The sequence below is a fragment of the Sphingomonas sp. J315 genome, assembly GCF_024666595.1.
GTDB lineage: Bacteria > Pseudomonadota > Alphaproteobacteria > Sphingomonadales > Sphingomonadaceae > Sphingomonas.
Genome location: NZ_CP088296.1, coordinates 396462 through 408878, shown reverse-complemented (window position 1 = coordinate 408878; position 12417 = coordinate 396462). Strand labels below are relative to the sequence as shown.

At 65.2% G+C, this 12417-nt stretch carries 15 protein-coding genes and 2 pseudogenes; 13 read left to right on the top strand and 4 right to left on the bottom strand.

Features of this window, described 5'->3' with window-relative positions; genetic code table 11:
- Positions 1–10: 10 nt before the first annotated feature.
- The 10 genes and pseudogenes from LRS08_RS02240 to tatC all read left to right on the top strand — a co-directional run.
- Positions 11–592 carry a hypothetical protein gene (locus tag LRS08_RS02240; protein WP_257845519.1) on the top strand — a complete coding sequence of 194 codons (582 nt, stop codon included), beginning with the start codon at positions 11–13 and terminating at the stop codon, positions 590–592.
- Between the two features lie 81 nt (positions 593–673).
- Entirely contained in the window at positions 674–1594 is a 921-nt protein-coding gene (gene rarD / locus LRS08_RS02235; protein ID WP_257845091.1) for an EamA family transporter RarD, read from the top strand.
- 55 nt (positions 1595–1649) lie between these two features.
- Positions 1650–3377 (top strand): arginine--tRNA ligase, encoded by a 1728-nt coding sequence (argS, locus tag LRS08_RS02230; RefSeq protein ID WP_257845092.1) that lies wholly within the window; start codon positions 1650–1652, stop codon positions 3375–3377.
- Positions 3378–4088: an SPOR domain-containing protein gene (locus LRS08_RS02225; protein WP_257845093.1), complete on the top strand. Its 711-nt coding sequence runs from the start codon at positions 3378–3380 to the stop codon at positions 4086–4088.
- A gap of 73 nt (positions 4089–4161) precedes the next feature.
- Positions 4162–5163: pseudogene (gene nagZ, locus LRS08_RS02220) on the top strand (beta-N-acetylhexosaminidase).
- Complete coding sequence (locus LRS08_RS02215; RefSeq protein ID WP_257845094.1) at positions 5160–5891, top strand: segregation and condensation protein A; 732 nt, start codon at positions 5160–5162, stop codon at positions 5889–5891. The pseudogene nagZ and the gene LRS08_RS02215 overlap by 4 nt, the downstream one beginning before the upstream one ends.
- The gene (scpB, locus tag LRS08_RS02210; RefSeq protein WP_257845095.1) at positions 5888–6490 is read left to right on the top strand and encodes an SMC-Scp complex subunit ScpB; all 603 of its coding nucleotides are present in this window, start codon (positions 5888–5890) and stop codon (positions 6488–6490) included. Before LRS08_RS02215 ends, scpB begins: the two co-directional genes overlap by 4 nt.
- A gap of 28 nt (positions 6491–6518) precedes the next feature.
- A complete protein-coding gene (locus LRS08_RS02205) occupies positions 6519–6758 on the top strand; it encodes a twin-arginine translocase TatA/TatE family subunit (RefSeq protein WP_257845096.1) in 240 nt (79 codons plus the stop codon).
- A 47-nt stretch (positions 6759–6805) separates the two neighbouring features.
- Positions 6806–7249, top strand: coding sequence for a Sec-independent protein translocase protein TatB (gene tatB, locus LRS08_RS02200; RefSeq protein WP_257845097.1), 444 nt, complete (start codon positions 6806–6808; stop codon positions 7247–7249).
- Positions 7246–7998: pseudogene (tatC, locus tag LRS08_RS02195) on the top strand (twin-arginine translocase subunit TatC); the annotation flags it as partial. The gene tatB and the pseudogene tatC, both read left to right, overlap by 4 nt.
- A 45-nt stretch (positions 7999–8043) precedes the next feature.
- On the opposite strand, the gene LRS08_RS02190 reads toward tatC, so the two are convergent.
- The 3 genes from LRS08_RS02190 to LRS08_RS02180 form a co-directional block, all read right to left on the bottom strand.
- Positions 8044–8178, bottom strand: coding sequence for an entericidin A/B family lipoprotein (locus tag LRS08_RS02190; RefSeq protein ID WP_257845520.1), 135 nt, complete (start codon positions 8176–8178; stop codon positions 8044–8046).
- Positions 8179–8432: 254 nt separating this feature from the next.
- Positions 8433–10004: a sensor histidine kinase gene (locus LRS08_RS02185; RefSeq protein ID WP_260481277.1), complete on the bottom strand. Its 1572-nt coding sequence runs from the start codon at positions 10002–10004 to the stop codon at positions 8433–8435.
- Positions 10005–10015: 11 nt separating this feature from the next.
- Positions 10016–10327 (bottom strand): NepR family anti-sigma factor, encoded by a 312-nt coding sequence (locus LRS08_RS02180; protein ID WP_257845099.1) that lies wholly within the window; start codon positions 10325–10327, stop codon positions 10016–10018.
- Positions 10328–10434: 107 nt separating this feature from the next.
- Between LRS08_RS02180 and LRS08_RS02175 the strand changes: the two genes are divergently transcribed.
- From LRS08_RS02175 to LRS08_RS02165, 3 genes are all read left to right on the top strand, one after another.
- The gene (locus LRS08_RS02175; RefSeq protein WP_257845100.1) at positions 10435–11241 is read left to right on the top strand and encodes a response regulator; all 807 of its coding nucleotides are present in this window, start codon (positions 10435–10437) and stop codon (positions 11239–11241) included.
- A gap of 50 nt (positions 11242–11291) precedes the next feature.
- Complete coding sequence (locus LRS08_RS02170; RefSeq protein WP_257845101.1) at positions 11292–11429, top strand: hypothetical protein; 138 nt, start codon at positions 11292–11294, stop codon at positions 11427–11429.
- Between the two features lie 79 nt (positions 11430–11508).
- On the top strand, positions 11509–12123 hold the full coding sequence (locus LRS08_RS02165) for a sigma-70 family RNA polymerase sigma factor (RefSeq protein WP_257845102.1): 615 nt from the start codon (positions 11509–11511) through the stop codon (positions 12121–12123).
- Positions 12124–12145: 22 nt separating this feature from the next.
- On the opposite strand, the gene LRS08_RS02160 is transcribed toward LRS08_RS02165, so the two are convergent.
- Positions 12146–12349, bottom strand: a complete 204-nt coding sequence (locus LRS08_RS02160) for a hypothetical protein (RefSeq protein ID WP_257845103.1) — start codon at positions 12347–12349, stop codon at positions 12146–12148.
- Between the last annotated feature and the right edge of the window lie 68 nt (positions 12350–12417).

The window sequence follows — 12417 nt, the reverse complement described above, 5'->3', positions numbered from 1 at the left end:
CCCGGTGGCGATGGGCTATATCTCGCTGTTCCTGCTGGCGTTCGGGGTCAATCTGCTCCCCGCATTCGGGCCGCCGACCTGGTCGATCATCGTGTTGTACGGGATCAATGGCGACCAGCCGCTCTGGGCGCTGGTGCTGATCGGGGCAGCGGGAGCGGCGCTTGGGCGGCTGACGTTGGCGATCGGGGCGCGGCATTTCGGGAAATGGCTGCCGCAGCGGATGCGGGACAATATCGCGGCGGCGCGCACGGCGGTCGAGCGGCGCAAGCATAATGTTGTGCTCGCACTGGCACTGTTCGTGATCTCGCCCCTGCCATCTGCGCAATTGTTCATCGCGGTCGGGCTGGCGCGGGTGCCGCTGCTGGGCTTTACCGCCGCCTTTTTCACCGGGCGGCTGTTCACCTATGCCTTTTATGGCTGGACCGCGCGCAAGGTGCGGCAGACCGACTTTGGCGAGGCGATGTTCGCGCACCTCACCAGCCCGGGCGGCATCGCGTTGCAGGTAGCGATGCTGGGGCTGTTGGTCGCACTGGTGAGCATCGATTGGGGCAAGTGGCTGAAGGTCGATCGCGACGAAATGCGCAAGGACTGAAGCAAGGGCGTCGCGGTCTAAACCAAATCTTTCCCGCCGCGCCTCTTTCCGCAGCGCAGCATCGCCCCCATCTCCGCGCGCATGGCCCGGTCCGATCCGTCCCCTGCAGCGCCTGAGCGCATCGACCGCGCCGGGTTGATCCAGGGGTTGGGAGCCTATGGCATCTGGGGCGTGCTGCCGATCTTCTTCTGGTTCCTGAAGGGGGTTGGTGCGGGCGAAGTGGTCGCGGGCCGCGTATTGTGGTCACTCGGGCTGCTCGCGATCGTGATCCTTGCGCTGGGCCGCACCCCCGCGATCGTCGCGGCGCTGCGCAACCGGCGCGCGATGCTGTTGCTGTCGGCCAGCGCCGCGCTGATCTCGGTCAACTGGCTGGTCTATATCTGGGCGGTGCAGAACGGGCATGTGCTGGAAGGGAGCCTTGGCTATTTCCTCAACCCGTTGATCAATGTGCTGCTGGGCGTGGTGCTGTTGCGCGAGAAGCTCGGTCGGGCGCAGATCGTCGCGGTGGTGCTCGCCGGGATCGGCGTCGCGGTGCTGGCGGTGGGTGCGGGGCAGGGAATCTGGATCAGCCTGACGCTTGCCTTCTCGTTCGGCTTCTACGGGCTGGTGCGGAAGGTCGCGCCGGTCGAGGCGCTCGAGGGGCTGACGCTGGAGACCGCGATCCTCGCGCCGTTTGGCCTCGCCTATCTGTTCTGGCTGTCGACGCATGGTGGGTTGGAGTTCGGAAACGAGGCAGTGGCGACGACGTTGCTGGTGCTGTCGGGCGTGGTGACGGCGGTGCCATTGCTCCTGTTCGCCGGAGCGGCGCGGCGCTTGCCTTATTCTACGCTGGGGCTGCTGCAATATCTCGCGCCGACGATGCAGTTCGTGCTGGCGATCACCTATTTCGGGGAGCGGGTGACGACCGCGCACCTGATCTGTTTCGCGCTGATCTGGACCGGGTTGGCGATCTATGCCGCCGACGGACTGCTGGCTGCGCGGAGACGCCGCGTCATCGCGTGACGAACCGCGTGACCTGCGCTAGAGGGTCCGCCTCCTGAAACCATCGGACCCGCACATGACGCTCTATCCCCGTTTCGCCGCCCATCTCGACGCCGCGCTGGATGCCCTGGTCGCATCCGGCGATCTGCCGGCGGGGCTGGAGCGACGCGCGGTGACGGTGGAGCCGCCGCGCGACGTGACGCATGGTGACCTGGCGACCAACGCCGCGATGGTGCTGGCCAAGCCGGCGGGCACCAATCCGCGAGCGTTGGCGGAGAAGATCGCGGGCGAGTTGAAGAAGCTCGACGACGTGTCCACCGTGTCGGTCGCCGGGCCGGGCTTCATCAACATGAGCCTGACCGACGCGACCTGGCGCGGCGAGCTGGCGGCGATCACGGACGCCGGCGACAGCTATGGCCGGTCGCAGTCGGGCGTGGGCGTGACCGTCAACGTCGAATATGTCTCCGCCAACCCGACCGGGCCGATGCACATGGGCCATTGCCGTGGCGCGGTGGTGGGCGACGCGCTCGCCAGCCTGCTCGAAGCGGTCGGGCACAAGGTGATCCGTGAGTATTATGTCAACGACGCGGGCGGGCAGGTCGATGTCCTCGCGCGCTCGGCGCACCTGCGGTATCGCGAGGCGCTGGGCGAGACGATCGAGATCCCCGAGGGCCTGTATCCGGGCGAGTATCTGAAGCCCGTCGGCGAACGGCTGGCGCGCGAGCATGGCGATGCGTTTGTCGGCAAGGACGAGAGCGCGTGGCTGGCGCTGTTCCGCAAGGAAGCGGTCGCCGACATGCTCGTCATGATCCGCAACGATCTGGCGCTGCTGGGCATCCATCATGACCTGTTCTCCTCCGAGGCGGAGTTGCAGGCGGCGGGGAAGCCCGAAGAGGCCGAGGCATGGCTGCGCGCGCGCGACCTGATCTATGATGGCGTGCTAGAAGCGCCGAAGGGCGAGTTGCCCGACGATTGGGAGCCGGTCGAGCTGCCGCTGTTCCGTTCGACGCAATTCGGTGACGATCAGGATCGCCCGATCAGGAAGTCGAACGGGCAATGGACCTATTTCGGCGCGGACATGGCGTATCACTTCCAGAAGGCGCAGTCGGCCGACCAGCTGATCGACATCTGGGGCGCGGACCATGCCGGCACGGTCAAGCGGATCGTCGCCGCCGTGACCGCGCTGACCGAGGGCAAAACGCGGTTCGACGTCAAGCTGGTGCAGATGGTCCGGCTGATGCGCAACGGTGAAGCGGTCAAGATGGGCAAGCGCACCGGGAATTTCGTGACTTTGGCCGACACGGTGCAGGAAGTGGGCAAGGACGTGGTCCGCTTCACCATGCTGACCCGCAAGGCCGATGCGCAGATGGATTTCGACTTCGCCAAGGTGGTCGAGGCGTCGAAGGACAATCCGGTTTTCTATGTCCAATATGCCCATGCGCGGGTCGCATCGCTGCATCGCCGGGCGGTCGAGGCTGGGCTGGACGTATCAGGTGCGGCCGACCTGTCCCTGCTTGATACACGCGAACTGGGGCTGGTGAAGCTGGCGGCGCAGTATCCGCGGGTCGTGGAGGGCGCTGCGGCGGCGCGTGAACCGCATCGAATCGCCTTCTATCTCTACGACTTGGCGGCGGAGCTGCATTCGCTGTGGAATCTCGGCAACGACGATCCGTCGCGGCGCTTCCTGTTGACCGACCAGCCCGAGCTGACCCGCGCGCGGCTTTTCCTAGCCGACGCAATCGGGCAGGTTATTCGTAACGGCCTCGATATCATGGGGGTCGAGGCGGTTCAGGAGCTGAGCTGAATGAACGCGGGTGAGGACTATAACGACGATCGTCTCCCCTGGCTGGAGACGGCCGATGACGATTATCGCGAGGGACCGTCGTTCCTGCGCATCGTCCTGCTGGTGCTGGTCGGGCTGGCGATCATCGCCGCCGCGATCTTTGGCTGGTGGTGGTATCAGCGCACCGTGACCGGTGAGGGCACCGGCGCGCTGATCAACGCGCAGGAAGGCGATTACAAGATCAGGCCCGACGAGCCGGGCGGGATGAAGGTCGAGGGCGAGGGCGACACCGTCTTCGCGGCCAGCGAGGGCGCGACCACCAACGGATCGGTCGATGTTTCGGCGATGCCCGAGGCACCAGTCGACGGCAAGGCGGCGCCAAAGGCGAGCCCGACGCCGGTCAAGGGCGCGAGCCGCGTGGTGGCACCGGTTCCGAGCGGGTCGGTGCCCAAGGCCGCCGCGCCGACCCAGGCGGCACCCGGGCCGTCAGCGGGTAGCGCGACGATCCAGTTGGGGTCGTTCCCGACCGAGGCGGAGGCCAATGTCGCCTGGGCGCGGCTGTCGAAGCGGTTTTCCTACCTTGCGCCGCTGGGCAAGGGGATCGCTAGGGCGGATGTGAACGGCAAGACCTTCTACCGGCTGCGCGTCAATGCGGGCAGCAACGGGCAGGCGCGCGAACTGTGCGGCAAGCTGAAGGCTGCGGGCGAGGCGTGTTTCCTGGCGGCGGGGTGACCAAATCCCTCCCCTGCGGGGCAGGGGAGGAATTGGGCTGGAAAATCCTGTTCGCCCCTGTTCTAACCGCGCCATGAAGCCCGTGATCTTCGGCCTGTCCGGCCCTGTCCTTACCCCTGACGAAGCCGCGTTTTTCCGCGATGCAGACCCGCTCGGTTACATATTGTTCGGGCGCAATTGCATCGATCGGGCGCAGATGCGCGCGCTGACCGACAGTTTGCGTGAGCTGTCCGGGCGCGACGATGTTCCGATCCTGATTGACCAGGAGGGCGGGCGCGTGGCGCGGATGCAGCCGCCCGAGTGGCCCGCCTTTCCCGCCGGCCCGGCGTTCGATGCGCTGTACGAGGTCGCGCCGTCTTCGGCGATCGAGGCGGCGCGGGCGAATGGGCAGGCACTGGCACTGATGCTGGCCGAAGTCGGGGTGAATGTGAACTGCGCGCCGCTGCTGGACGTGCGCCAGCCGGAGACGACCCCGGCAGTGGGGGGCGGACGTTCGGCAGCGATCCGATGCGCGTCGCGGCGCTGGGACGCGCGATGCTCGACGGGATGGCCAAGGGTGGCGTCGTCGGCGTGGTCAAGCATATGCCCGGCCATGGCCGCGGGGTGGTCGACAGCCATTATGAGCTGCCGGTGGTCGATGCGGACGAGACGGCGCTGGAGAAGGATATCGAACCGTTCCGGACTCTGAATACCGCACCGATGGGCATGACTTGTCACGTCGTGTTCAAGGCATGGGACGCGGACAATCCCGCGACACTCTCGCCGACGGTCATCCGCGAGGTCATCCGGGGGCGGATCGGGTTCGATGGGCTGTTGATGACCGACGATATCGATATGAAAGCGCTGAGCGGCACTGCGGGCGAAAAGGCGGCGCAGGCGATCGCGGCGGGGGTGCGACGTCGCGCTCGATTGCTGGGCGCGGATGGGCGAGATGGAGGAGATTGCCGGACGACTGGGCGACGCGCCGCCAGCGACGCTGGCGCGGCTGGAGCGGGCGATGGCGAGCGTGCGGCCTGAAGCGGCTGAGATCGATGCGTTGATTGCCAAGCGGGAGGCGTTGCTCGCGCTGGCATGACCGATCCCGCGCCCCTCACCATCGACATCGACGGCTGGGAAGGGCCGCTCGACCTGTTGCTGGCGCTCGCGCGGAGCCAGAAGGTAGATCTGCGCCAGCTGTCCATCCTTCAGCTGGTCGATCAGTACCTCACCTATGTGAATGAGGCGCGAGAGCTTCGCCTTGAGCTGGCGGCGGATTATCTCGTGATGGCGGCGTGGCTCGCCTATCTCAAATCGGCATTGCTGCTGCCGCGTGACCCCGAGGTCGAACCGAGTCCGGAAGATATGGCGCTGCGGCTGCAATTGCGGCTGGAACGGCTCAGCGCGATGCGCGAGGCCGGGGCGCGGCTGGTGGCGCGTGACCGAATGGGACGCGACGTGTTCACCCGCGGCGCGCCCGAGGGGCTGCGGACGGTGCGCAAGTCGCGCTGGCAGGCCGAAATCTATGACCTGATTTCCGCTTATGGCCAGATCAGCGCGCGGACGCGACCGGTGATGCACATCGTGGCGGTGCGCCCGGTAATGACGCTGGAGGATGCAATCCATCGCCTGTCCGAATTGATCGGGCAGCGCATCGAGTGGAGCACAATCGAGAGCTTTTTACCCGAGGATGCCAGCGGGAGTTACCGCAAGTCGGCACTCGCCAGTTCGTTCGTCGCGGCGCTGGAACTGGCCAAGCAGGGACGGGTCGAAATTCGCCAGAAATCGGCCTTCGCGCCACTCTATCTGAAGGGCATCGAGGCATGACGCCGCCGGATGAAACGATGCGCGCGGTCGAAGCCGTGCTGTTCGCGTCCGAGCAGCCGTTGACGCTCACCGATTTGCGCGCCCATGTCGGTGAGGAGGCGGATATCGCGGCGGCCCTTTCGGCGCTCGCCGAGACCTATTCCGGGCGCGGGGTCGAACTGGTCGAGCGCGGCGGGCGCTGGCATTTTCAGACCGCGCCGGACCTGGCCAATTTCCTGCGCCGTGACCGGGAGGACAGCCGCAAGCTTTCCCGCGCGGGGATCGAGACACTGGCGATCATTGCCTATCACGAACCAGTCACGCGCGCCGAGATCGAGGCGATCCGCGGCGTCCAGATCAGCAAGGGCACGCTCGACGTGCTGATGGAGGCTGGCTGGATACGTCCGGCTGGACGCCGCGAGGTGCCCGGTCGACCGCTGACCTATGCGACGACTCCCGAGTTCCTCAGTCATTTCGGGCTGGCGAGCCGCCGCGACCTTCCCGGAATTGACGATTTGCGCGCTGCCGGACTGCTCGATCCGGTCGATCTGGCCTTTGAAGCGGCACATTCGGAGGCCGGCGAAGGGGAAGCGGTGGAAACCCGGGATGAAGACGACTAGATAGACCGGGAATCAACGGAGAGTTCCGATGGGTAGCATGAGTCTGATGCACTGGCTGATCGTCGGTGTTCTCGTAATCCTTCTGTTCGGAGGCAGCCGCTTCTCGAACATGATGGGTGACGTCGCCAAGGGCATCAAGCAGTTCAAGAAGGGCATGGCCGACGACGACGAGGCTGCCGCCAAGCCCGCCGAGATCGAGGCGAAGCGTGTCGTCGACCCGCAGCCCCAGACGCAGACCGACGCGCGCCCTGCGCAGGAAGAGCGCTGAGTTTTTCGCCGCGGCCCCGTGCCGCGGCCTTGCGGACCGGCTGATCGATGCTCGATTTCAACGCACCCGAATTTCTGGTGGTGGGCATCGTCGCCCTGCTGGTGATCGGGCCGAAGGACTTGCCAAAAGCGATGCGCTTCGTCGGTCAATGGGTCGGCAAGGCGCGCCGCGTCGCGAGCCAGTTCCGCAGCGGGCTGGACACGATGGTGCGCGAGTCCGAACTGGCCGAGATGGAAAAGAAATGGGCCGAGGAAAATGCGCGGATCATGCGCGAATACCCGCCCGAAAAGATGCTCGCCGGGCCGATGCACAATCCTGACGAGGCCGGCGCGGAGTCGGCCCGATTGGCTGAGGATATGGGCGACGCTGCGCCGGTGTTGACCCCTGCACCCGAGTTCAAGGGGGATCCAGTGGAACCTGTCCCTGATGCCCCGGTGGCCACGCCCGCCCGCAAACCCCGCACGCCGCGCAAGAAGAAGGCGGAGTCGTGAGCGACAGCGACGAACTGGCCAACACCGAAGCGCCCTTGCTCGACCATCTGATCGAGCTGCGTCGCCGATTGCTCTATTGCGTGATGGCGTTGGTCGCGACCTTCATCCTGTGCTTCTATTTTGCCAAGCCGATCTTCGGTTTCCTGGTCCATCCGCTGGCGGCGGCGGGACAGGACAAGCTGATCTTTACCCAGATTTTCGAAGCGTTCATGGTGCAGATCAAGGTCGGATTTTTCGGCGCGCTGATGCTGTCCTTCCCGATCATCGCAAACCAGCTGTGGCAGTTCGTCGCGCCGGGGCTGTACCGCAAGGAAAAGCGCGCGCTGCTGCCGTTCCTGCTGGCGACGCCGGTGCTGTTCGGGTCGGGCGCGGCGCTGGCCTATTATTTCGCAATCCCGGTGGCGCTCAACTTCTTGCTCGGTCTGGAAGGCGATCTGGGCGGCGGGGTGACGCAGGAAGCGCTGCCAGCCGTCGGCAATTATCTCGACTTCGTGATGCAGTTCATCTTCGCGTTCGGCATCTCGTTCCTGCTGCCGGTGCTGCTGATGCTGCTCGAGCGGGCGGGTATCGTCACCTATGAACAGCTCAAATCGGCCTGGCGCTACGCTGTTGTTGCCGCCTTTGCGATCGCCGCTGTGCTGACTCCGCCGGATATCGGATCACAATTGTTGCTCGCGGGGCCGCTGTGCGGGCTCTATTTCCTGTCACTGGTGGCGATCTGGTTCACCCGCAGGCGGCGTGAAAGGAAGCGGCGGCCGAAGCCGCCGCAGGTGAGGGATAGGGTAAGCTTCGGCTTATTTGGCGCCGTCGGCGGTTTTCGCGACCGTTTCGCCTGCGGAGGATACGTCGCGGCCAACGCCTTCGATCGTGTTGCATGCCGACAGGGCGAGGCCGCTCGCGAGCATCGCCAGGGTCAAAATCTTGCGCATCACTCTTCTCCAAATCGCGCTGTTGCGCAGGACTAATGCACGGCGCGCGGGTTCGTTCCGCGTGTGATTCGAACGGGTTGGGTGATGTCGCCGAGACGAATAAGGCCCGAAAGCGTCACCGGGGGGGAGGGGTTGACGCTTCCGGGCCTGTGTCGTGGATAGCGAGAGCGGGGGGCAAAAGGTCACTATCCGAAGTGTAAAACGGCGAACCCGATCCGGGGTTCCGCGCGCTGCACGATTTTTCGAATATTTTTTCAGGTGCGCCCGGTGATGGCTACGGCGAGTTCGAACGCGCCGATCATCGGGTCGTGATGCAGATGTGAGCGGAGCTGCCGCACCAGCCCGCCGATGACGCGACCGTAGCGGTGCTCGTATAGTGCAGCGAATTCGGAGGAGTCGGCGAGCGCAGCCGAACTGATGCGCAGCGTCGCGCTTTCCGGCGTCGCGGGGTCGGTCTGGGTCGAGATGTTGATCTGCGGGCCGGGCGACGCCTGCATCGCCAGCTCGACGATCTCGGTAATCAGGAACGAGATCGCGACTGCCGCGTCCTGTGACACAAGCAGCGGTTCGATATTGAGCAGGATGCCGACGGCATTGCCCTGAGGCGCGGTGGCGCGGATGTTGGACGCAAGCTCGCCGATTACGGCCCGGATCTCGATCCCGCGCGTATCCTCGAACCCGGCATAATGGTGGCGGTGGACGACGGCGAGGGCGTCGACCCGGCGCTGGATCGACGCATATGCCTCCAGCGCGCCCGGTTCGGCGGCGACGCGGGCGTGGAAATTGATGAGGCTGGCGATCACCTGAAGGTTGTTCTTGACCCGGTGATGCACCTCGCGAGTCAGCTTGGTCTGGCGGGAAAGACCTTCCGCCAGGTCGCGCTCGTGCAGTTGCACGGTGCGACTCAGTTCCCGGAACGTGTCGCCCAGCGCGCGGATTTCCTGCGCGGGAATGTCGCTGCCCGCTACGGGGTCGATCACTTCGCCCGGTTGATAGGCGCCGACGGTGGTGCGCAGCCGCCGCAGCGGGCGGATCAGCAGTCGATCGACCACGAACCAGGCGATCGCGGCGGCGAGGAACCACATCAGGAAGGGCGACAGTGCGGCGATGATCGCGGAAGAGGTGACCGGCGCGCTGGGGACCGTCATTTGCAATCCCAGATTCTCGATATCCAGATCGACGACCTGGGTCTCGGTCCGCGCGAGCAGGGTGGGGGCATTGAGTTCGCGCAGGACCAGCGAACGATCCGCGCTGAGCAGTTCCATGCCGAACTCCCCCGTCATACCGGTCGGTGCGGCAGACTTTGCGAGGAAATCGGTGGGGAAAAAGGCACGCGCAACGTGACCCGCAGCGCCCGTCACCTCGATCTGCGCCCCGGTGCCGGGGATCAGGCGAATCGGAACCGTGTCAGAAGCACCACCTGCTGAGGCGACCGAGGGCAGGGGCTGCCCGCAGATCAGTCGTTTCGACGGGTCGAGCACCGCATAACGAATACCCTCCGGCGCTAGAGGTTCGAACAGGCCGGCGAGGCGACCGCAATTGGGTGCTTCGCTGGGTGTTGCCGGGAGCGCGCTGCGCACTTCGCGCAATTCCCACGCAAGCTCGCCGCGAAGCGAGCGTGCGGACTCGCCGATCGCGATGCGCAGACGCGCGCGAACTTCCTGATCGGCGATGCGGGTGGTTTGCAGCGAGGCGAGAAAGGCGATCAGCGCGAGCGGCAACAGCGCACCGCTTAAAATCAGGAAAACCTTGGCACCGGTCGGCATCCGCGCAACCGCCGCCAAGGGGCTGGCGCTGGTGCGGCGCGTAAGCTCATCCCCCTCCATCGGGCCCAAGATTAATCGAGCTTGCGGAGCAGGTCGAGCAGGTCGTCGGGAACATCCTCGCTGGCGGCATCCTGATAGACGCGACGCAATGCATCGCCAATGTTGCGGTCAGCCTGAGGCGCCGCGCCGCTCTTGCGCGACGGCTGGTCTCCGCCTGTCCGCTGCGGTGTTTTACTTTTATCGTCGGCCGAAAACACCTCGTCCCCCTGATTGCCCGGGTCGTGGGCGGATGCACAAAAACTGACGCGGCTGCAAGTCGCGGACTGAACGACGTCATGGTCGTGCAGCGGGGATGAAACCAATCCCAAGCTCGTTTGTTCCACAGGCGATGCGAAATCCGGGGAGGGGCTTCCTTTGGACCAGCAGCCGACTTGTAATGCACCGATACCGCAGCCAAACAGCCGGTATCGCCGAAGGAGAATATGTTCCCATGTCGCTTGGACAGCAGCTCGCGCCTCATCTTCCCTTTTTGCGCCGCTATGGCCGCGCGCTCACCGGCAGCCAGACCGAGGGCGACCGTTATGTCCGCGCGACGCTTGAAGCGATCGTCGCGGCACCGGACGAATTTCCGCGCAGCGTGGACCCGCGGCTCGGCCTGTACCGCACCTTCCAGGCAATCTGGGGTTCGACGCATCCCGACGCCGATCGCGATCCAGGCGATGTCGGCAATCCCACCGAGAATGAGGCGATTGCCCGCGCCCGGCTCGCCCGGCTCGCGCCGCGTTCGCGCCAGGCGCTGCTGCTGACCGCGATGGAGGGATTCACCAGCGAGGACGCTGCCTATCTGCTCGACGAATCCGCCGATTCGGTCGAGGACCTCGTCTCGCAGGCGTTGTCGGAGATCGAGCGCCAGACCCGCGCGCGCGTGCTGATCATCGAGGATGAGCCGCTGATCGCGATGGACCTTGAGACGATCGTCCGCGATCAGGGCCATGACGTCACCGGGGTCGCGGTTACCCGCGACGAGGCGGTCGCGCTGGCGCTGGAGGATCGCCCCGGCCTTGTCCTTGCCGACATTCAGCTGGCCGACGACAGTTCGGGCATCGATGCGGTCAAGGACATCCTCGCACAGTTCAACGTGCCCGTGATCTTCATCACCGCGTTCCCTGAGCGTTTGCTGACCGGGGAGCGCCCCGAGCCGACCTTCCTGATTACCAAGCCGTTCCAGCGTTCGACGGTGAAGGCGGCGATCAGTCAGGCGCTGTTTTTCGACCAGGCGACCGTGCCCGCGAACTGAAAGTTCCATTTCTTACGGACCTAAAACGGTTCTGGGGGGTTGAGAGGGTCATGGCTGACCCAAACGACCCCCCCCATTACGAGACGGATCGTGTCCGCGCCGGGGCGACCCCGCACATGACCCGTTACATCCTCGCCATCTCACTGACGCTGATCGTGGTGATCTATGCAGTGTATCTGCTGATCTGACCCGTGCGGGATGGCAGATGCGGCCGGCACACCTATCTTCAGCGGGCGGTAGAACGCCGCGCCAGATGAACGGACTCCAATGAGCGATACCGAAGATTACACGCAAGTGGAGCATGTTGCGCTCTCCGATCCGGAGTTCAAGAAACAGCTTGCGCTCGTGATCCCGCATTTGCGCGCGTTCGGACGTTCGCTTTCGGGCAGCCGCGACCTTGCCGACGATCTGGTTCAGGAGACGCTGATGAAGGCGTGGGCCGCGCGTCAGCGGTTTCAGGCCGGGACCAATATGCGCGCCTGGACCTTCATCATCCTGCGCAACCTGTATCTCAGCCAGATGCGCCGCGCCCGGTTCAAGGGCGAATGGGACGATCTGGTCGCCGATCGCATCCTGGCGGCGCCGGCCAGCCAGGACCGCCATGTCGAACTGGCCGATATGCAGCGCGCGCTGCTGCACCTGCCTCAGCCGCAGCGCGAGGCGCTGATTCTGGTTGGTGCGGGCGGTTTTGCCTATGAGGAGGCGGCCGAGATCTGCGGCGTCGCGGTCGGCACGATCAAGAGCCGGGTGGCGCGCGGTCGCGTCGCGCTGGAAGCGTTGATGAGCGGCGGCGACCTGCCCTCACGCGCTGACCATGTCAGCGACGGGCGCAGCGCTCTGGACACGATCATGGATGAAGTGGACGAACTGAGCCGGGACTGATCGAACGTTCGCGGCAGTTCGATCACCCGTGACTGTCGCGTCCGCCGGTCTCGCTGCGCATTTCGCACAGCTGGCTCAACAAATCCTGCATCTCATCGGGCAGCCCGTGGTCGCCGACATAGGCGTCGCGCAGCACGAAGCCGATCGCGTCGGTCGTGCGTGGCGCTTCGACCCAGTAGCCGCTATCGCTGCGCCGTTCAGGCGATCGAGGTGCGTGAGAACCCATGCAGTACAGAACGTTTCTTTTTGAAATTTGTTGCTTGACAGATCAGAAATCGTCTGATCGCAAACCGA